Raw genomic sequence first — 16,513 nt, forward strand, 5'->3', positions numbered from 1 at the left:
GAGCCCGTCTGCGGCGCGCCGATGGAGGCCTCCAAATGAAAAGCCGGAGACGAATGGGCTTCCGTCCCCGGCGATCGGCCCCGTTCATCTGCAGGGCTTCTGGTCTGTTGAGCCAACCGCCCGGTCGAGCTCTATTCGCAGGGGTCCTCGCAATCGAGGCTCTCCCCCCATCCTCGGAGCTCGACCCGGTAAGGCTCGTCGGCGCCTTCCATCCAGACCTCGAGCCACGCCGTCTCCAGGTACATGCCCCGCGGCCTGTAAGAGGCCAAGAAGCTCTTGGATCCCCCGGGAAAAATGAACAGGGGAAGGGCCTCCTCGGCCCTCGCGGAAAAGGCCGGAGGAAGGTCGGACACGATGGAGAGACGGACGATCCGAACTACGTCGTCGCCCAAATTGAACATGGTGAACGCCTTGAAGGCCTGGAGCGTCTGCGGCCAGGCCGGAACCGGGCCGAAGTCGAGCGGGTCCCGATCCGCGACGAGGCGCAGGGAAGTTGCGAAGGTCGACGCCCTCAGGTCGACCTGCACGAAGGGCTGCTCTTCCGAGAGCTGGCCGTTCACGAAGACCGGGAGAACCAACGACGCGGCGTAGTCCTTGACTTCGCTCCCACGGAACGTGACCTCGAGTGCCAGGGGCCGCTCGTCGATGATCCAGGGCCCCTCGGCGCCGTCGAGGTCCGTCACGGTGAAGGAAGTGGCATCCGGAGACGCAATCACCGGCTGGTCGACAGTGATCCGTGCCGGATCCCCGACGTTCTGGAGAATGAGGGTCCTTCTCGCCAGGAAGCCCTTCGGCAATCGTCCGAAGTCCACCTCGCCCGGAGGACACCCGACGACCTCGATCCGGACTCTCTCTTCGCCTCCCCCGGAACCGCCGTCGGCACCGATGCCACCTGTCCGACCATCTACTCCGGAGTCTCCCGGACCGGCGGAGCCTCCAGGTTCGGCTTCGGGGCCACCACTTCCGCTTCCGCACGACGCGAGAAAGAGAGCGAGAACCAGCACCACGACAGGGCGCATAATCACCTCACGGAACGGGTCCAGCCGTCACATGTCCTCTCGCCGGGAAACGGATCACCCGACCGGGGGACCCTGCCGCCGAAAACGAAAACGGCGGCAAGCCCGAGGGCCCGCCGCCGTCCTTGACTCATCGGTCCGGCGTCATCCGCCGGACCACGAGCTCGCTGGCGCTATTCGGCTTCCGCCGGCGCCGCCGCAGCCGTCTCCGGCCGATCGACCAGCTCGAGGTACGCCATCTCCGCGGAGTCGCCCAGCCGGCGACCGATGCGGACGATCCGCGTGTACCCGCCCGGGCGAGCGCCGTAGCGCTCCGCGAGGGTGCTGAAGAGCTTCGAGAGCACGTCCTTGTCGTGCACCGTCTTGCTCGCGAGCCGCCTGGCGTGGAGCGAGCCCTTCTTCCCGAGGGTGATCACCCGGTCGGCAAGCTTGCGGGCTTCCTTCGCCTTGGGCACCGTGGTGCGGATCCTCTCGTGCCGCAGGAGCGAGATGACCATGTTGTCCATCATCGCTTCCCGATGAGCCGAGGTCCGCGAGAACTTGCGGCCGGCAACTCCGTGACGCATCGTCTTTCTCCATCGCCCCGCCGCTCTTGGCCGCCGGAGCTTCAATTCAACTGCGACTAGGGGCCGCGCCGGAGGTGACCTCCTCGCGGGCTCGCAGGCCCCTTGTCGAAAGAGTCTACAGCTTCGGCGCGGCCGCACCACCCGGGGCGCGGTTCGGCCAGTTCTCCAGCTTCATGCCGAGGGAGAGCCCCATCTCCGACAGGATCTCCTTGATCTCCTTGAGGCTCTTCCGACCGAAGTTCTTGGTCTTGAGCATCTCGGCCTCGGACCTCTGCACCAGCTCGCCGATCGTCTTGATGTTGGCGTTCTGCAGGCAGTTGGCCGACCGGACGGAGAGTTCGAGCTCGTCCACGGAACGGAAGAGGTTCTCGTTGAGCTTCTCCTCCTCCTGCGGCATGAGCTCGGCGGGAGTAGGCTCCTCGGTCTCGTCGAAGTTGATGAAGATCGAGAGCTGCTCCTTCACGATCTTCGCCGCATAGGCCACGGCGTCGGCGGGCTCGACCGAGCCGTCGGTCCAGACCTCGAGCGAGAGCTTGTCGTAATCCGTCTGCTGACCGACGCGGGCGTTGGTCACCTGGTAGTTGACCCTCTTCACCGGCGAGAAGAGCGCGTCGATGGGGATGGTCCCGATCGGCTGGCCCGCGACCTTGTTCCGCTCCGCAGGGACATAGCCCCTGCCACGGCGGCAGGTCATCTCGACGCGGAGCTTCCCGCCCTCGGCCACCGTCGCGATGTGGTGGCCCGGGTTGAGCACCTCGACCTGGGGATCGGTCACGAGGTCACCAGCGGTGACCTCCTTGGGCCCATCCACCTCGAGGCGGAGGGTCCGGGTCTCCAGCGTGTGCATCCGGAGACGGACCTCCTTGAGGTTCAGGATGATGTCCGTGACGTCCTCGGAGACCTCGGGGACAGTCGAGAACTCGTGGTCCACGCCCTCGATCTTGATCGAGGTGATCGCCGCTCCCTGCAGAGAGGAGAGCAGGATCCGCCGGAGCGAGTTGCCCAGGGTGATCCCGAAGCCCCGCTCGAGCGGCTCGGCCACGAACTTCCCGTAGGTGTTCGTGAGCGACTCGTGGTCGACCTGGATTCCGCGCGGCTTGATCAGATCGCGCCAGTTCTTTGCTACCGTGGCATCGGCCATGATGTACCTCGTGCACGCCCTCCACGCCGGCTGACGCCGGCACCACGGGCGGCTACAAAGTGATTGCCAATTACTTGCTGTAGAGCTCGACGATCAGCTGCTCCTGGATGGGCAGCGTCAGGTCTTCGCGGGCCGGGAGCGCCTTCACGGTGCCCTCGAAGCCCTTCTTGTCCACGTCGACCCAGGCCGGGAAGCCGCGGCGATCCACCGCCTCGAGCGCCTCGGCGATGCTGACCACCTTCTTCGAGCGCTCCTTGACGGAGATCTTGTCGCCAACCCGCACCTGGTAGGAGGGGATGTTGACCTTCTTGCCGTTCACGCGGAAGTGGGCGTGGCGCACGAGCTGCCGGGCCTCCGAGCGCGTGTCGGCGAAGCCCATCCGGAAGGCCACGTTGTCGAGCCGAAGCTCGAGGGCCTGGAGGAGGTTCTCGCCGGTCTTGCCCTTCTTCGCGTTCGCCCGCTGGTAGTAGAGGCGGAACTGAGCCTCGAGCAGGCCGTACATGCGCTTGACCTTCTGCTTCTCGCGAAGCTGCACGCCGTACTCGGAGAACTTAATCCGGCCCTGGCCGTGCTGGCCCGGGGGGTAGGGACGGCGCTCGATGGCGCACTTGTCGCTGTAGCAGCGATCACCCTTGAGGTACATCTTGAGGTTTTCGCGCCGGCAAAGGCGGCACGACGCACCGGTGTAACGAGCCACTGCGTATCTCCTTCGAGAGGTCGTCTGCGCGCGAAGGACGAATCCGCCCCAAGCGCCCGAGAGCCGTTGCCGATCAGACCCGGCGCCGCTTGGCAGGCCGGCAGCCGTTGTGGGGAATCGGGGTCACGTCCTTGATGAGCTGAACCTTGAGGCCAGCGGCGGCGAGAGCGCGCAGCGCGGACTCACGGCCTGCACCAGGGCCCTTCACCATCACCGAGACCGTGCGGAGGCCGTGCTCCATCGCCTTGGCGGCGGCGTCGCCAGCGGCCACCTGGGCGGCGAACGGCGTCGACTTGCGCGAACCCTTGAAGCCACGCGCACCGGCGGTGGACCAAGAGAGCACGTTGCCGCTGACGTCGGTGATCGTGATCAGCGTGTTGTTGAACGTAGAGGCGATGTGCACCACGCCCTGCTGTACGTTCTTGCGGACCTTCTTCTTGACCTTCTTCTCATCGGCCATCGAGAGCTTGCTCCAGAAACGAGGTGATCAGCGCCGCGGCAGGTGCGCGGCGCCAGCGAAATCAGCGAGCGGCCGCGCGGGGACGAGCGAGCGTCCGCTTCGGGCCCTTGCGGGTACGTGCGTTGGTGTGGGTGCGCTGACCGCGGACCGGCAGGCCCCTGCGGTGCCGGAGGCCCCGGTAGCAGCCCAGGTCCATGAGGCGCTTGATGTTCATCGAGGTCTCGCGACGGAGGTCGCCCTCGACCTTCATCTCCCGCTCGATCACCTCACGGAGCCGGCGCGCCTGATCGTCCGTCAGGTCCTTGGTGCGGACGCTCTCGTCCACCTCGGCCTTCGCGCAGATCTGCTTCGCGAGAGTGCCGCCGATTCCGTAGATGTACTGGAGCGAAATCACCACCCGCTTTTCGCGGGGCAGATCCACACCGGCAATTCGTGCCACGTTCTTCCTCCGATCCTATGTCTGGCGTCAGTGGGCCCTTAGCCCTGGCGCTGCTTGTGCCGAGGGTTCGCCGCGCAGATGACCCGCACGATGCCCCGACGCCGAATGACCTTGCACTTCTCGCAAACCTTCTTGACGGATGCCCGCACCTTCATGAACCGCTCCGCATCCCGGCCGTCGAGGGAACGAGAGTCCCGCTCGGCTGGGCCGAAATCAAAAGTCGGCGGGGCATAACATGATCTCCCCAGCCGAGCAAGCCCCTTCCGGGGCGACCTCCCATTTCAGGGAAGAGTCAGGATGATCGGCCCCTCTTCGGTCACCGCGATGGTGTGCTCGAAGTGGGCCGAGAGTCGCCGATCAGCAGTCACGGCGGTCCAATCGTCGTCCAGCTCCTCGACCTCCCAGGAGCCGGCGTTAATCATCGGCTCGATCGCGAGGACCATGCCGGTCTTGATTCGAATCCCCTGGCCCCCTGGGCCGTAGTTGGGGACCTGGGGCTCCTCGTGGAGCCTCCGGCCAACGCCGTGTCCCACGAAATCGCGGGTGACGCCATAGCCAAATCCCTCGGCATGCGCCTGGATCGCTGCGCCGATGTCGTAGATTCGATTTCCGACCCTCGCCTGCTCGATCCCGAGCTCGAGGGAGCGGCGGGTGGTCTCGACGAGGCGCGCCGCGTCCTCGGCCGTGGTGCCGACGGGCACCGTGATCGCGGAGTCCGCGAACCAGCCGTCTTTTACCACTCCGAAGTCGAGGCCGATGATATCGCCCTCGCGGAGGATCCGCTTCTTCGACGGGATCCCGTGGACGATCTCCTCGTTGATCGAGGTACAGAGCACGCCGGGATAAGGACGACGGCCGCCAGGCGCGTAGCCCTTGAACGCCGACTTCACCTTGTTCGCGGCGATGAGCTCGGCAGCCAGGGCGTCGAGCTCCCCCGTGGAGACGCCGGGCTTCGTCGCGTCGCGAAGAGCGGCCAGGATGGTTCCCACCACCCTTCCCGCCTCCCGCATGGCGTCGATCTCGCCGCGGCTCTTCAGGATCACAGACATCTACGCCCCCAGCGCCCGCCGAATCGACGAGAAGATCGCGTCGGGCGAACCGACGCCGTCCACGACCGAGAGCAGGCCCTTGGACGCATAGTGCTGCTTGACCTTGGGGATCTCGGTCTTGAAGACCTCGAGCCGGTTCGCGAGCTTCTCGGGCGTGTCGTCGCTGCGCTGGATCAGGGCCGTACCGTCCAGGTCGCAGACGCCCGGCTGCTTGGGCGGAGCCGCGCTCAGGTGATAGACCGTGCCGCACTTCGGGCAGGAGCGCCGACCCGTGATCCGCTCGTACAGGAGCTCGTCGGGAACCTCGAGGCTGATGACCTTGTCCAAGTCGATCCCGTTCCGCTCGAGCATGGCGTCGAGGGCCTCTGCCTGGGGGACGGTCCTGGGGAAGCCGTCAAGGAGGATGCCCTTCTCCAGGCCGCCCTGGCGGAAGCGCTCCTCGATGATCCCGATCACGAGGTCGTCGGGCACGAGCTTCCCCTGCTTCATGAGGGGATCCGCCTGCCGCCCGAGCTCGGTTCCGTTTCGCACGGCTTCTCGGAGCAGATCGCCGGTCGAGATCTGGGCGACGCCGTATTCGGCCTCGAGCTTCTTTGCCTGGGTGCCCTTGCCGGAGCCGGCGGGGCCTAGGAAGACGAGGTTCATCTGGTTCTCCGTCGTCCTCGCGCCGGGGGGACGCACCGGTGGATCGAACGATCGTGCCGGTGCCCGGAAGGCGCGGGAAGCGCACGGGGCGCCCCCGTTAGGAAGGCGCCCCGCGCAAGATTCACGATACTCGAGCGCTCGGGCCGGCGTCTCCGGGTGGAGCCCCATCCGGCCCTGTCGTTCGAGTGTTCAGCGCACCCCGCCCGCCATGCGGCGGCCACGGATGCGAGGCCCACGAGCGCCGGTGAAGCCCTCGTAGTGCCGGGTGATCAGGTGGCCCTCGATCTGCTGCACCGTGTCGAGGGCGACGCCCACCACGATGAGGAGCGCGGTGCCGCCGAACATGAACGGCGTCTGGAACGCGCTGATCAGGATCGTCGGGAGCACGCAGACGAGCGCCAGGTAGAGCGAGCCGCCGGCGGTGAGCCGCGAGAGCACCTTGTCGATGTAGTCGGCCGTCTTCTTGCCAGGGCGGATGCCCGGGATGTAGCCGCCGTTCTTCTTCATGTTGTCGGCGACGTCGACCGGATTGAAGGTCACCGCCGTGTAGAAGAAGGCGAAGAAGACGATCAGCAGGACGTAGAGGGTGTTGTATTCCCAGCCGCCCTTCTGGAGCGCGTCAGAGACGGGCTTCAGCACCGGGATCCATCCGGCGAGGGTCGCCGGGAAGAGCAGGATCGAGGAGGCGAAGATGGCCGGGATCACGCCCGCCGTGTTCACCTTCAGCGGCAGGTGGGTGGTCTGGCCGCCCACGACCTTCCGGCCCACGACGCGCTTGGCGTACTGCACCGGGATCTGCCGCTGGCCGCGCTCCACGAAGACCACCGCTCCGATGGCGAGCACGATGACCACGGCGAGCACCACGATGGCGAGCTCGTCGAGCTGACCGGTCTGGTACCACTTGATGGTCTGGAAACCAGCGTCCGGGATCCGGGCCACGATGCCCGCGAAGATGATCATCGAGATGCCGTTGCCGACGCCGCGCTCGGTGATCTGCTCGCCGAGCCACATGATGAAGGCTGTGCCCGAGGCGAGGGTCATCACGGTCATGAGGCGGAAGCCCCAGCCCGGATTCGACACCACCTCGATCATCGCGCCGCCAGCGCCTGCGCCGCCGCGGCCGAGGCTCTCGAGCCAGAAGGCGATACCCATCCCCTGGACAACTGCGAGGGCGATGGTGCCGTAGCGGGTGTACTGGGTGATCTTCCGCCGGCCGAGCTCGCCTTCCTTCTGGAGCTGCCCCAGCGTGGGAACCACCACCGCCAGGAGCTGGATGATGATGCTCGAGGAGATGTAGGGCATGATCCCGAGGGCGAAGATCGAGGCCTGCTCGATCGCGCCGCCCGAGAAGAGGTTGAAGAGCGACAGCAACCCGCCCTGCGAGTGCATGAAGCTCTGCATTGCCTCACGCTCGATGCCGGGCGTGGTGATGAAGATACCGAGCCGATAGACCGCGAGCAGGCCGAGCGTGAAGATCAGCCTCTTCCGCAGGTCCGGGATTCGGAACATGTTGCCGATGGCTTCGAGCAAGTTGCGTCCCCTTCGAGGGCAGGAGGGAGCCCGAGCGTACGGGATCCCTCCTGGCACCCTAGTGCTTGATTATGCCTCGGCGGTCCCCTGCGCGGGATGCCGCTCGATGACGACCACGGAACCCCCGGCGTTCTCGATCGCTTCCTTCGCGGAGGCGGAGAAACCGTGAGCGTGGACGGTCAGCTTCTTGCCGAGCGTCCCCTGTCCGAGGATCTTCACGAGCACACCCTTCTTCGAGAGAACGCCCTTCTCGAGGAGCGCGTCCAGCGAGACCGTAGCGCCGTTCTCGAAGATCGAGTCGAGCCGGTCGAGGTTCACCGGAGCATACTCGACACGGAAGGGATTCTTGAAGCCGAACTTCGGGAGGCGGCGCTGGAGGGGCATCTGCCCGCCCTCGAAGCCCTCGAAGTTCATGTTGCCCGTGCGGGCCTTCTGACCCTTGCCACCGCGACCAGCGGTCTTGCCGAGGCCGGAGCCCTGGCCACGGCCCACGCGCTTCTTGCGATGGCGCGAGCGCTCGGGCGCCTTGAGATTGTGAAGGTTCGTTCCCATGACGGCCTAGGCCTCCTTCGCCTTGGCGCCGGCCTTGCCCTTGCGGCGGGTCCGGACGGGCGCGTCGCCCGGAACCTCCTCGAAAGCCACCAGGTGCGCCACCTTGGCAATCATGCCACGGATCGGCGCGGTGTCCTTCAGGAGCTTCTCGTCGTTCAACTTCTTCAGTCCCAGCCCGGTGATGGTCTCCTTCTGGTCGTGGGGACGACCGGAGACGGAGCGGACCAGCTTTACCTTGAGAGCCATTGTTTCCTCGCTCGATGGCCGGGCCATCAGGCCGTCGGCAGGATCTCGGCGACCGCCTTGCCCCGCACGCGAGCGATCTCTTCGGGAGAGCGCATCTGCATGAGGGCGTCGATCACGGCCTTGAGGACGTTGTGGGGATTCCGGGTGCCCTGGATCTTCGTGAGCACGTTTCGGATGCCGGCGGACTCGAGGACAGCGCGGACGGCGCCACCAGCGATCACGCCGGTACCCTCGGAGGCGGGCTTGAGGAGGACCCAGCCGGCGCCGAAGTGACCGAGCGCTTCGTGAGGAAGCGTCGAGCCAGCCATCGGCACGCGGATCAGGTTCTTCTTCGCCTGCTCCCCGCCCTTGCGGATCGCCTCGGGGACCTCGTTCGCCTTCCCGAGACCCACGCCGACGTGGCCGTTGCCATCGCCGACGACCACGAGCGCCGAGAAGCTGAACCGCCGGCCGCCCTTCACCACCTTGGCGACGCGGTTGATGTTCACGACCCGATCGGTCAGGTCGAGCTCATTGGCATTGATAGGAAGTGCCATCTTAGAACTCCAGCCCCGCCTCGCGGGCGCCATCGGCCACTGCGGCAAGCCGGCCATGGTAGGGGAAACCGTTTCGGTCGAAGACCACGGTGGTCACGCTCGCCGCCTTGGCCTTCTCTGCCACCAGCTTGCCCACGAGCTTGCTCGCCCCGCTCTTGTCGAGCTCGGCGATCTCGCCCCGGATCTCCTTCGAGAGGGTCGAGGCAAAAGCGAGGGTCTTGCCCTGGGTATCGTCGATCACCTGGGCATAGATGTGCTGGTTGCTCTTGTAGATCGACAGCCGGGGCCGCTCGCTGGTCCCCGAGATCTTCTTCCGGATTCGCTCTGCGCGGCGCTCACGCGGCGAGAGCTTGCGCTTGTGCACATTCGCCATATCGTTCTCTCCTTCGGCTCCCGGCGGGATCAGGACGTCCCCGCCGAGGTCCCGATGCGCTACGCAGCGCCCGTCTTGCCCTGCTTGCGGCGGATGGTCTCTTCCGCGTACTTGATTCCCTTGCCCTTGTAGGGCTCGGGGAGGCGGAGCGAGCGGATCTTGGAAGCCGTCTCACCGATCACCTGCTTGTCGCTGCCGGTGATGGTCAGGCGGGTCTGCTTCTCCACCGAGGCGCTCACGCCCTGGGGGAGCGGGAAGACCACCGGATGCGAGAAGCCGAGGGTGAGGTGGAGCTCCTGGCCCTTGACCTCGGCGCGGAAACCGACGCCGTTGATGTCGAGGATCTTGGAGAAGCCGGCGGAGACGCCCGTGATCAGGTTGTTCACGATCGTCCGGGTCAGGCCGTGCATCGCACGAGCCTCGGCGGACTCGTCCGGACGCTCCACGATGACCTGGTTCCCCTCGATCCGAACGTTGATGTTCTTTCCGATCGTGAGGTTGCCCTTGCCCTTGGGACCCTCGGCGCTCATCTGGTTGCCGATGAGCTGGACCTTGACCTTCTCCGGGATCGCGACCGGACGCTTACCAATGCGAGACATGGTTGACCTCCGATCAGTAGACGGTGCAGAGGAGCTCGCCGCCCACGTTGGCCTTGCGGGCCTCGCGGTCGACCAGCACACCCTTGCTGGTGGAGAGAATCGAGATGCCGAGGCCACCGAGAACGCGGGGAATCGCGTCCTTGGGGACGTAGCGGCGGATGCCGGGCTTCGAGACGCGCTTGATCTCCCGGATGACGGACTGGCCGCCATCGTACTTCAGGAAGACCGTGTACATCCCCTGCTTGTCGTCCTCGTGGAAGACGAAGTCCGCGATGAAGCCCTCGTCCTTGAGCACCTTGATGATGGCGCCCTTGAGCTTGCTCGCGGGGACCAGGGTCTTCTCGTGCCGCGCCCGGGATGCATTCCGGATTCGCGTCAGCATGTCGCCGATTGGGTCGGTCACATGTGCCATGGAAAGTCCTTACGACTGTAAGTCGAGTGCGCCGCCTCGCCGCACCATGCGGTGGTCCGGTCGCACCCGATGGGTACCGCGCCCGCTAGCGGGCGCGGTCTTGGCCTACCAGGAGGCCTTGGTGACGCCGGTCACTTCTCCGCGGAGCGCGCGGTTCCGGAAGCAGATACGGCACATCTTGAACTTGCGCAGGAAGGCCCGCGGCCGCCCGCAGAGCGGGCAGCGGTTGTACTGGCGCGCGGAGAACTTGGCCTTCCGCGCCGCCTGAACCATCTTTGAGGTCTTGGCCACTGAATCACCTATCCGTGTGCGCTCTAGGAGCGGAAGGGCATCCCCATGTACTTGAGGAGCGCCCGCCCCTCCTCGTCGGTCGTGGCCGAGGTCACGACCGTCACGTTCATCCCCTTGATCTTCTCGACCTGGTCGTAGTTGATCTCGGGGAAGATGATCTGCTCGCGGATGCCGAGGGTGTAGTTTCCAGCGCCGTCGAACGCCTTGCTGGAGACTCCCTTGAAGTCGCGAACGCGGGGCAGCGCCACGCCGATCAGCCGCTCCAGGAACTCGTACATCCGCTGCTGCCGCAGCGTCACCATCACACCGATCGCCTGCCCCTCGCGGAGCTTGAAGTTCGCGATCGACTTGCGGGCCCGGGTGAGCACCGGCTTCTGACCGGTGATCTGCCCAAGCTCGGTGGCGGCTGCGTCGAGGATCTTGCTGTTCGCAAGGGCCTCGCCCATGCCCATGTTCACCACGACCTTGAGGATCCGCGGTGCCTGCATCCGGCTCTTGTAGCCGAAGTCCTTCATCAGCGCGGGCAGCGCTTCCTTCTCGTACCGCTCCCGCATCGAAATCATCTGCGCCATGGTCTTCGCTCCTGCTTCCGGGGGCGTTCGGGACTACCGCCGCCGGATCAGTCCTTAGTCAATGAGCTCGCCCGACCGCTTGGCGAAGCGAACGTTCTTGCCGTTCTCGAGCTTCTTGCGACCGATTCGCGTCGGCTCGTTGGTCTTGGGATCCATCACCATCAGGTTCGACACGTGGATCGTGCCTTCCTTCTCGATGATGCCGCCCTCGGGAGCGGTGGGGAGACGGCCGCGCTTCACGTGGCGCTTGACCACCATGAGGCCCTCGACCCGTGCCCGCATCTTCTCGCGGTTCAGCTCGAGGATCTTGCCGCTCTTGCCCTTCTCCTTGCCGGAGATCACCTTGACGAGATCGCCCTTCTTGATATGCATGACTAGAGGACCTCCGGTGCGAGGGAGATGATCTTCATGAACTTCTTGGCGCGGAGCTCACGAGCGACCGGCCCGAAGATACGGGTTCCGATCGGCTCCTGATCCTTGGTGATCAGCACCGCGCTGTTCGTATCGAACTTGATGTAGCTGCCGTCGGGGCGAGCGACCTCGCGAGCGGTGCGAACGACGACGGCCTTCTGCACGTCGCCCTTCTTCACCTTCGAATTCGGGATCGCTTCCTTGACGGAGACGACGATGATGTCGCCGATGCTCGCGTAACGACGACGCGAGCCGCCGAGCACCTTGATGCACTGGACCTTCTTGGCGCCTGAATTGTCGGCGACATCGAGGACCGTGGTGGTCTGGATCATGACACTCTCCTGCCGCAGGTGGTTCGCGCGAAACGCGCGCGCCTGTCCGCGGGTGAACTTGAATTAGACGTTGGGTGCCTTGACGAGGGTCTCGGCGACACGCCACCGCTTGTCCTTGGACATCGGGCGGGTCTCGACGATCCGGACGCGATCGCCGATCTGGCAACCGTTCAGCTCGTCGTGCGCCTTGTACTTCACGTGACGGGTGACGTACTTCCCGTAACGAGGGTGCATCACCCGGTGATCGACCCGGACCACCACCGTCTTCTGCATCTTGTTCGAGGTCACGACCCCGATGCGGGACTTCGGACGACCGCGCTCCATTGCAACTACCTTCCCTCTCGACGACGCGACCGCGCCTCGAGTCAGTGGCTACGAAACAGCCGCGCCCCGGGGCGAATGCCGCGGGGACGGGCTCGGGGACTACTTACCTGCGGCGGGCTCGCGGCGGATCCCCAGCTCCTGCTCGCGCAGGATGGTGAGAACACGCGCCAGCTCGCGCTTGGCTTCCTGGAGGCTCGCCGTCGAATCGAGTCGACCGGTCTTGAGCCTCATCTTCAAATCGAAGAGGGAAGCCCGAAGCTCGACCGACTTCGCCTTCAGGTCGGCGGCGGCGAGGGCCCTCAGCTCGCTGATGTTCATGGCTTAGAGCTCCATCATCTCGCGCCGAACGACCTTGGTCTTGATCGGCAGCTTGAAGGCCGCGAGCTTGAGTGCCTCGAGGGCAACCGTCTCGGCGACACCCTGCATTTCGTAGAGGATCCGGCCGGGCTTCACCACGGCGACGTAACCCTCGACGTTGCCCTTACCGGTGCCCATTCGGGTCTCGGCGGGCTTCTTCGTGACCGGCTTGTCCGGGAAGACCCGGATCCAGACCTTGCCGCCACGCTTGATCTCACGGGTCAGGGCGATACGCGCGGCCTCGATCTGCCGCGACGTGATCCACCCCCGCTCGACTGCCTGGAGACCGATCTCACCGAAGTTGAGATCGGAGCCCCGGTGCGCCGTGCCCCGGTTGCGGCCCTTCATCTGCTTGCGCCATTTGGTGCGCGCTGGCTGAAGCATGGTTTTATCCTTCGCTCGAATTGCGAGCGGCGCGCGTACTTGTCACGAACGCGACGCCGCGTCAAGAGCCTATAGCTGCGAAAAGCCCCGGATCTACTTGCGGGTCGAGGTCGGGAGGACCTCGCCGCGCATGATCCAGACCTTGCAGCCGATCTTGCCGTACGTGGTCTTCGCCTCGGCGAACCCGTAGTCGATGTCGGCACGCAGGGTGTGGAGGGGAACGCGGCCCTCGCGGTACCACTCGTAGCGCGACATCTCTGCCCCGCCGAGCCGGCCCGAGCAGGCGATCCGGATTCCCTTCGCCCCGAACTTCTGCGCCGTCGAGACCGCCTTCTTCATCGCCCGCCGGAACGCGATGCGGCGCTCGAGCTGGGTGCAGACGTTCTCGGCGACGAGCTGCGCGTCGGTCTCGGCCTTCCGGACCTCGACGATGTTCAGGTAGACCTCGTTCGGCGTGAACTTCTCGAGGTCCTTCTTGAACGTCTCGATCCCGGCGCCGCGCTTACCGATGACGATGCCCGGACGCGCGGTGTGGACGTTGACCTTCACCTTGTTCGCCGCACGCTCGATCTCGATCTTCGAGATGCCAGCGTGGCCCAGCTTCTCCTTGATGAACTCGCGGATGCGAATGTCCTCGTGGAGCCACTTGGCGTAGTTCTTCTGCTCGAACCACTTCGAGTCCCAGCTCTTGATCACGCCGAGACGGAAGCCGATCGGATGTACTTTCTGACCCACTAGCGCATCTCCCCGAGCTCGACGGTCACGTGGCTCGTCTTCTTGTTGATCCGGGCCGCCCGGCCCTGGGCGCGCGGCCGATGCCGCTTGAGCGTGGGGCCCTCGTCGACCATGATCGTCTTAACGAAAAGGCGATCGATGTCGAGGTTGCCGCTGGCCTTCTGCTCAGCGTTGGCGATCGCGGAGCGGATGAGCTTCGCGACGGGGGCCGCAGCCGCCTTCGGCGTGAACCGGAGGGTCGCGAGGGCCTGCTCGACCTGCTTGCCACGGACGACGTCGCAGATCGCCCGGACCTTGCGGGGAGCGATCCGCAGGTGGCGGAGCCGTGCCTCGGAGGCGGACGGTGCGTTGGAGGTAGTGTTCTTAGCCATGATCTTGGTTCCCTACCCTTACCGGCCCGCGACCTTGGCCTTCTTGTCGGCAGCGTGGCCGTGGAAGGTTCGGGTCGGCGAAAACTCGCCGAGCTTGTGACCGACCATGTTCTCGGTCACGAAGACCGGAACGAACTTCTTCCCGTTATGCACCGCGAAGGTGTGGCCGACGAACTCCGGATAGATCGTCGAGCGACGGGACCAGGTCTTGATGACCTTCTTCTGTGCGGTCCTGTTCGCTTCCTCGACCTTCTTGAGGACGTGCTGATCGGCGAACGGGCCTTTCTTGATTGAACGAGCCATCGTCTTGTTCCTTTGGGCCTTGCGGGCAAAATCGCCCGCAAGGCTTCGAACCGATCTGTGCAGACGCCTACTTGCGGCGCTTCACAATCATCTTCTGGGTGCGCTTGTTCTTCCGGGTCTTGTGTCCCTTGGTCGGAATGCCCCAAGGAGTGACCGGATGCGGATTACCCTGGGCAGCCTTGCCCTCGCCACCGCCGTGCGGGTGGTCGACCGGGTTCATGACCACGCCTCGGACCGTCGGACGCTTGCCGAGCCAACGGTTGCGACCGGCCTTGCCGATGCGGACGATCTCGTGCTCGAGGTTGCCGAGCTGGCCGATCGTCGCGCGGCACTCGACGAGGACCATGCGGACCTCGCCGGAAGGCATGCGGATCTGCGCGTACTTGCCTTCCTTGGCCATGAGCTGGCCCCAGCTGCCGGCGGTGCGGATCATCTGCGCGCCGCGGCCGGGCTTGAGCTCGACGTTGTGGATCACCGTGCCCATCGGGATGGCCATGAGCGGGAGCGTGTTGCCCGGCTTCACGTCCACCTCGGGGCCGCTGAGGATGAGGTCGCCCACCGCGAGGCCCTGGGGCCACAGGATGTAGCGCTTCTCACCGTCCGCGTAGTGGATCAGGGCGAGACGAGCCGAGCGGTTCGGATCGTACTCGATCGCCGCCACCTTACCGGGAACGCCGTCCTTCTCGCGCTTCCAGTCGATCATTCGGTAGCGGCGCTTGTGGCCGCCGCCGATGTGGCGGGTGGTGATATGGCCGGCGACGTTGCGCCCGCCGCTCTTCGACATCGGAGCGGTGAGCTTCTTCTCCGGGCGCTTGCCCTTGGTGAGCTCGGCGTTGTCCGTGGTGGACGTGTGGCGCCGCGCGGGCGAAGTCGGCTTGTAGATCTTGAGAGGCATGACTGGTCAGCTCCCTTATGCGCCGAGGTCGAAGAGGTCGATCTTCTGGCCCTCTTTGAGGACCACGATCGCCTTCTTCCAGTTGGGGCGCTGGCCGATGCTCCGGCCAACCCGCTTGGTCTTGCCGCGGACGATGGACGTCCGGACGTCGACGGCGTCGACGTCGAAGAACTTCTTCACGGCGGCCTTGATCTCGTCCTTCGACGCGCGCCGATCCACCTCGAAGGTGAACGCGTTGTGCGCGTCGCGATCCTGGTCGGACTTCTCGGTCACGATCGGAGCGCGGATGACTTCGTGAATGTTCACGAGAGGGCTCCCTCGAGCTGCTTGGCAGCGGCGCTGGTGAGGACGAGATCCGAGTGGCGGAGCGCATCCTCGAGGTTGAAGCCCTCGGCCGGCAGGGCGTCGAAGGCGGCCAGGTTCCGGATCGACTTGATCGCGAACTCGCGGGCCTTGTCGCCGGGGGCGCCGGCGACCACCACGAGGGCGGAGCCGAGGCCGAGCTTGCCGGTCAGGGTCTGGAGGGCCTTCTGCGTCTTGAGCTCGCCGAGGTCGAAGTTGTCGACCACGAGGATCTTCCCTTCCTGCGCGCGGAGCGACAGGACGGAGCGGAGGGCGCCCTTCCGGACCTTGGCGGGCGGACGGTAGGTGTAGTCGCGGCTCTTGGGAGCCATCGCCTTGCCACCGCCGACCCACTGCGAGGCGCGGATCGAGCCCTGGCGGGCACGGCCGGTGCCCTTCTGCTTCCAGGGCTTCTTGCCACCGCCGGAGACGAGGGAGCGGTTCTTCACCCCCACGGTTCCGCGGCGCCGGTTGATCTGCTGCATCTTCGCCACTTCGTAGATGAGGTTCTGGTTGACCTCGGAAGCGAAGACGGAGTCGGCCAGGTCGATGGTGCCGACCTTCTGCTTCTCCAGATTGTAGACGTCGAACGTCGCCATGATTGGTTGTCCTTCCCGGCGCCTTACGACTTGATCTCGACGTCCACGCCAGCAGACAGGTCGAGCTTCATGAGTGCGTCGAGCGTCGCCTGCGTCGGCTCGAGGATGTCGAGCATGCGCTTGTGCGTGCGGATCTCGAACTGCTCGCGCGACTTCTTGTCGACGTGCGGCGAGCGCAGGACGGTGAACTTGTTGATCTTCGTGGGGAGCGGAATCGGGCCGGCCACCTTGGCGCCGGTCCTCTTCGCGGTCTCCACGATCTCGCCTGCCGACTGGTCGAGCAGCTTGTAGTCGTAGGCCTTGAGCCGAATGCGGATCTTCTGGGTTGCCATCATT

General features: G+C 65.4%; 30 protein-coding genes. All 30 read right to left on the bottom strand.

What is annotated here, in order from left to right; translation table 11 throughout:
- Positions 1–131 precede the first annotated feature (131 nt).
- The 30 genes from AKJ08_RS09520 to rpsJ all read right to left on the bottom strand — a co-directional run bounded on the left by AKJ08_RS09520 (position 132) and on the right by rpsJ (position 16,509).
- Positions 132–797 (bottom strand): hypothetical protein, encoded by a 666-nt coding sequence (locus tag AKJ08_RS09520; protein WP_157370595.1) that lies wholly within the window; start codon positions 795–797, stop codon positions 132–134.
- 392 nt (positions 798–1,189) lie between these two features.
- Positions 1,190–1,582, bottom strand: a complete 393-nt coding sequence (rplQ, locus tag AKJ08_RS09525) for a 50S ribosomal protein L17 (protein WP_050725857.1) — start codon at positions 1,580–1,582, stop codon at positions 1,190–1,192.
- A gap of 115 nt (positions 1,583–1,697) precedes the next feature.
- Positions 1,698–2,723, bottom strand: coding sequence for a DNA-directed RNA polymerase subunit alpha (locus AKJ08_RS09530; RefSeq protein ID WP_050725858.1), 1,026 nt, complete (start codon positions 2,721–2,723; stop codon positions 1,698–1,700).
- 70 nt (positions 2,724–2,793) lie between these two features.
- Positions 2,794–3,420: a 30S ribosomal protein S4 gene (rpsD, locus tag AKJ08_RS09535; protein WP_050725859.1), complete on the bottom strand. Its 627-nt coding sequence runs from the start codon at positions 3,418–3,420 to the stop codon at positions 2,794–2,796.
- Positions 3,421–3,493: 73 nt separating this feature from the next.
- Complete coding sequence (rpsK, locus tag AKJ08_RS09540) at positions 3,494–3,880, bottom strand: 30S ribosomal protein S11 (protein WP_050725860.1); 387 nt, start codon at positions 3,878–3,880, stop codon at positions 3,494–3,496.
- Positions 3,881–3,941: 61 nt separating this feature from the next.
- Positions 3,942–4,319: a 30S ribosomal protein S13 gene (rpsM, locus tag AKJ08_RS09545; RefSeq protein ID WP_050725861.1), complete on the bottom strand. Its 378-nt coding sequence runs from the start codon at positions 4,317–4,319 to the stop codon at positions 3,942–3,944.
- 38 nt (positions 4,320–4,357) lie between these two features.
- Positions 4,358–4,474, bottom strand: a complete 117-nt coding sequence (rpmJ, locus tag AKJ08_RS09550) for a 50S ribosomal protein L36 (RefSeq protein WP_050725862.1) — start codon at positions 4,472–4,474, stop codon at positions 4,358–4,360.
- A 126-nt stretch (positions 4,475–4,600) separates the two neighbouring features.
- A complete protein-coding gene (gene map / locus AKJ08_RS09555) occupies positions 4,601–5,368 on the bottom strand; it encodes a type I methionyl aminopeptidase (RefSeq protein ID WP_050725863.1) in 768 nt (255 codons plus the stop codon).
- Entirely contained in the window at positions 5,369–6,013 is a 645-nt protein-coding gene (locus tag AKJ08_RS09560) for an adenylate kinase (protein WP_050727506.1), read from the bottom strand.
- 189 nt (positions 6,014–6,202) lie between these two features.
- Positions 6,203–7,522: a preprotein translocase subunit SecY gene (gene secY / locus AKJ08_RS09565; RefSeq protein WP_050727507.1), complete on the bottom strand. Its 1,320-nt coding sequence runs from the start codon at positions 7,520–7,522 to the stop codon at positions 6,203–6,205.
- A 90-nt stretch (positions 7,523–7,612) separates the two neighbouring features.
- Entirely contained in the window at positions 7,613–8,095 is a 483-nt protein-coding gene (gene rplO, locus AKJ08_RS09570) for a 50S ribosomal protein L15 (RefSeq protein WP_050725864.1), read from the bottom strand.
- 6 nt (positions 8,096–8,101) lie between these two features.
- Complete coding sequence (rpmD, locus tag AKJ08_RS09575) at positions 8,102–8,341, bottom strand: 50S ribosomal protein L30 (protein ID WP_050725865.1); 240 nt, start codon at positions 8,339–8,341, stop codon at positions 8,102–8,104.
- Positions 8,342–8,367: 26 nt separating this feature from the next.
- A complete protein-coding gene (gene rpsE / locus AKJ08_RS09580) occupies positions 8,368–8,877 on the bottom strand; it encodes a 30S ribosomal protein S5 (RefSeq protein ID WP_050725866.1) in 510 nt (169 codons plus the stop codon).
- A 1-nt stretch (position 8,878) separates the two neighbouring features.
- Positions 8,879–9,250 (bottom strand): 50S ribosomal protein L18, encoded by a 372-nt coding sequence (gene rplR / locus AKJ08_RS09585; protein WP_050725867.1) that lies wholly within the window; start codon positions 9,248–9,250, stop codon positions 8,879–8,881.
- A gap of 59 nt (positions 9,251–9,309) precedes the next feature.
- Positions 9,310–9,849 (bottom strand): 50S ribosomal protein L6, encoded by a 540-nt coding sequence (gene rplF, locus AKJ08_RS09590; RefSeq protein ID WP_050725868.1) that lies wholly within the window; start codon positions 9,847–9,849, stop codon positions 9,310–9,312.
- A gap of 13 nt (positions 9,850–9,862) precedes the next feature.
- Positions 9,863–10,261: a 30S ribosomal protein S8 gene (rpsH, locus tag AKJ08_RS09595; protein WP_050725869.1), complete on the bottom strand. Its 399-nt coding sequence runs from the start codon at positions 10,259–10,261 to the stop codon at positions 9,863–9,865.
- Between the two features lie 105 nt (positions 10,262–10,366).
- The gene (locus AKJ08_RS09600) at positions 10,367–10,552 is read right to left on the bottom strand and encodes a type Z 30S ribosomal protein S14 (RefSeq protein WP_050725870.1); all 186 of its coding nucleotides are present in this window, start codon (positions 10,550–10,552) and stop codon (positions 10,367–10,369) included.
- A gap of 23 nt (positions 10,553–10,575) precedes the next feature.
- Positions 10,576–11,115, bottom strand: coding sequence for a 50S ribosomal protein L5 (rplE, locus tag AKJ08_RS09605; RefSeq protein ID WP_050727508.1), 540 nt, complete (start codon positions 11,113–11,115; stop codon positions 10,576–10,578).
- A 63-nt stretch (positions 11,116–11,178) separates the two neighbouring features.
- A complete protein-coding gene (gene rplX / locus AKJ08_RS09610; RefSeq protein WP_050725871.1) occupies positions 11,179–11,496 on the bottom strand; it encodes a 50S ribosomal protein L24 in 318 nt (105 codons plus the stop codon).
- Between the two features lie 2 nt (positions 11,497–11,498).
- Positions 11,499–11,867, bottom strand: coding sequence for a 50S ribosomal protein L14 (gene rplN, locus AKJ08_RS09615; RefSeq protein WP_050725872.1), 369 nt, complete (start codon positions 11,865–11,867; stop codon positions 11,499–11,501).
- A 63-nt stretch (positions 11,868–11,930) separates the two neighbouring features.
- Positions 11,931–12,191 carry a 30S ribosomal protein S17 gene (gene rpsQ / locus AKJ08_RS09620; protein ID WP_050725873.1) on the bottom strand — a complete coding sequence of 87 codons (261 nt, stop codon included), beginning with the start codon at positions 12,189–12,191 and terminating at the stop codon, positions 11,931–11,933.
- A gap of 99 nt (positions 12,192–12,290) precedes the next feature.
- Positions 12,291–12,509 carry a 50S ribosomal protein L29 gene (gene rpmC / locus AKJ08_RS09625; RefSeq protein ID WP_050725874.1) on the bottom strand — a complete coding sequence of 73 codons (219 nt, stop codon included), beginning with the start codon at positions 12,507–12,509 and terminating at the stop codon, positions 12,291–12,293.
- Positions 12,510–12,512: 3 nt separating this feature from the next.
- On the bottom strand, positions 12,513–12,932 hold the full coding sequence (rplP, locus tag AKJ08_RS09630) for a 50S ribosomal protein L16 (RefSeq protein WP_050725875.1): 420 nt from the start codon (positions 12,930–12,932) through the stop codon (positions 12,513–12,515).
- 93 nt (positions 12,933–13,025) lie between these two features.
- Positions 13,026–13,667, bottom strand: coding sequence for a 30S ribosomal protein S3 (gene rpsC / locus AKJ08_RS09635; RefSeq protein ID WP_050725876.1), 642 nt, complete (start codon positions 13,665–13,667; stop codon positions 13,026–13,028).
- Positions 13,667–14,038 carry a 50S ribosomal protein L22 gene (gene rplV / locus AKJ08_RS09640; protein WP_050725877.1) on the bottom strand — a complete coding sequence of 124 codons (372 nt, stop codon included), beginning with the start codon at positions 14,036–14,038 and terminating at the stop codon, positions 13,667–13,669. Before rplV ends, rpsC begins: the two co-directional genes overlap by 1 nt.
- A gap of 18 nt (positions 14,039–14,056) precedes the next feature.
- On the bottom strand, positions 14,057–14,341 hold the full coding sequence (rpsS, locus tag AKJ08_RS09645; RefSeq protein ID WP_050725878.1) for a 30S ribosomal protein S19: 285 nt from the start codon (positions 14,339–14,341) through the stop codon (positions 14,057–14,059).
- A 67-nt stretch (positions 14,342–14,408) separates the two neighbouring features.
- A complete protein-coding gene (gene rplB, locus AKJ08_RS09650) occupies positions 14,409–15,236 on the bottom strand; it encodes a 50S ribosomal protein L2 (protein ID WP_050725879.1) in 828 nt (275 codons plus the stop codon).
- Between the two features lie 15 nt (positions 15,237–15,251).
- A complete protein-coding gene (locus tag AKJ08_RS09655) occupies positions 15,252–15,542 on the bottom strand; it encodes a 50S ribosomal protein L23 (protein ID WP_050725880.1) in 291 nt (96 codons plus the stop codon).
- The gene (gene rplD / locus AKJ08_RS09660; RefSeq protein ID WP_050725881.1) at positions 15,539–16,177 is read right to left on the bottom strand and encodes a 50S ribosomal protein L4; all 639 of its coding nucleotides are present in this window, start codon (positions 16,175–16,177) and stop codon (positions 15,539–15,541) included. The genes AKJ08_RS09655 and rplD overlap by 4 nt, the downstream gene beginning before the upstream one ends.
- 23 nt (positions 16,178–16,200) lie before the next feature.
- On the bottom strand, positions 16,201–16,509 hold the full coding sequence (gene rpsJ / locus AKJ08_RS09665) for a 30S ribosomal protein S10 (RefSeq protein WP_050727509.1): 309 nt from the start codon (positions 16,507–16,509) through the stop codon (positions 16,201–16,203).
- Positions 16,510–16,513 lie beyond the last annotated feature (4 nt).

Source organism: Vulgatibacter incomptus, assembly GCF_001263175.1.
Taxonomy (GTDB): domain Bacteria; phylum Myxococcota; class Myxococcia; order Myxococcales; family Vulgatibacteraceae; genus Vulgatibacter; species Vulgatibacter incomptus.

Bases quoted from the DNA above. Each gene is read 5' to 3' on its own strand.
- rplQ (WP_050725857.1), bottom strand. From the start codon at position 1,582: ATGCGTCACGGAGTTGCCGGCCGCAAGTTCTCGCGGACCTCGGCTCAT.
- AKJ08_RS09530 (WP_050725858.1), bottom strand. From the start codon at position 2,723: ATGGCCGATGCCACGGTAGCAAAGAACTGGCGCGATCTGATCAAGCCG.
- rpsK (WP_050725860.1), bottom strand. From the start codon at position 3,880: ATGGCCGATGAGAAGAAGGTCAAGAAGAAGGTCCGCAAGAACGTACAG.
- rpmJ (WP_050725862.1), bottom strand. From the start codon at position 4,474: ATGAAGGTGCGGGCATCCGTCAAGAAGGTTTGCGAGAAGTGCAAGGTC.
- map (WP_050725863.1), bottom strand. From the start codon at position 5,368: ATGTCTGTGATCCTGAAGAGCCGCGGCGAGATCGACGCCATGCGGGAG.
- AKJ08_RS09560 (WP_050727506.1), bottom strand. From the start codon at position 6,013: ATGAACCTCGTCTTCCTAGGCCCCGCCGGCTCCGGCAAGGGCACCCAG.
- secY (WP_050727507.1), bottom strand. From the start codon at position 7,522: ATGTTCCGAATCCCGGACCTGCGGAAGAGGCTGATCTTCACGCTCGGC.
- rplO (WP_050725864.1), bottom strand. From the start codon at position 8,095: ATGGGAACGAACCTTCACAATCTCAAGGCGCCCGAGCGCTCGCGCCAT.
- rpmD (WP_050725865.1), bottom strand. From the start codon at position 8,341: ATGGCTCTCAAGGTAAAGCTGGTCCGCTCCGTCTCCGGTCGTCCCCAC.
- rpsE (WP_050725866.1), bottom strand. From the start codon at position 8,877: ATGGCACTTCCTATCAATGCCAATGAGCTCGACCTGACCGATCGGGTC.
- rplR (WP_050725867.1), bottom strand. From the start codon at position 9,250: ATGGCGAATGTGCACAAGCGCAAGCTCTCGCCGCGTGAGCGCCGCGCA.
- rplF (WP_050725868.1), bottom strand. From the start codon at position 9,849: ATGTCTCGCATTGGTAAGCGTCCGGTCGCGATCCCGGAGAAGGTCAAG.
- rpsH (WP_050725869.1), bottom strand. From the start codon at position 10,261: ATGGCACATGTGACCGACCCAATCGGCGACATGCTGACGCGAATCCGG.
- rplE (WP_050727508.1), bottom strand. From the start codon at position 11,115: ATGATTTCGATGCGGGAGCGGTACGAGAAGGAAGCGCTGCCCGCGCTG.
- rplX (WP_050725871.1), bottom strand. From the start codon at position 11,496: ATGCATATCAAGAAGGGCGATCTCGTCAAGGTGATCTCCGGCAAGGAG.
- rplN (WP_050725872.1), bottom strand. From the start codon at position 11,867: ATGATCCAGACCACCACGGTCCTCGATGTCGCCGACAATTCAGGCGCC.
- rpsQ (WP_050725873.1), bottom strand. From the start codon at position 12,191: ATGGAGCGCGGTCGTCCGAAGTCCCGCATCGGGGTCGTGACCTCGAAC.
- rpmC (WP_050725874.1), bottom strand. From the start codon at position 12,509: ATGAACATCAGCGAGCTGAGGGCCCTCGCCGCCGCCGACCTGAAGGCG.
- rplP (WP_050725875.1), bottom strand. From the start codon at position 12,932: ATGCTTCAGCCAGCGCGCACCAAATGGCGCAAGCAGATGAAGGGCCGC.
- rplV (WP_050725877.1), bottom strand. From the start codon at position 14,038: ATGGCTAAGAACACTACCTCCAACGCACCGTCCGCCTCCGAGGCACGG.
- rpsS (WP_050725878.1), bottom strand. From the start codon at position 14,341: ATGGCTCGTTCAATCAAGAAAGGCCCGTTCGCCGATCAGCACGTCCTC.
- rplB (WP_050725879.1), bottom strand. From the start codon at position 15,236: ATGCCTCTCAAGATCTACAAGCCGACTTCGCCCGCGCGGCGCCACACG.
- rplD (WP_050725881.1), bottom strand. From the start codon at position 16,177: ATGGCGACGTTCGACGTCTACAATCTGGAGAAGCAGAAGGTCGGCACC.
- rpsJ (WP_050727509.1), bottom strand. From the start codon at position 16,509: ATGGCAACCCAGAAGATCCGCATTCGGCTCAAGGCCTACGACTACAAG.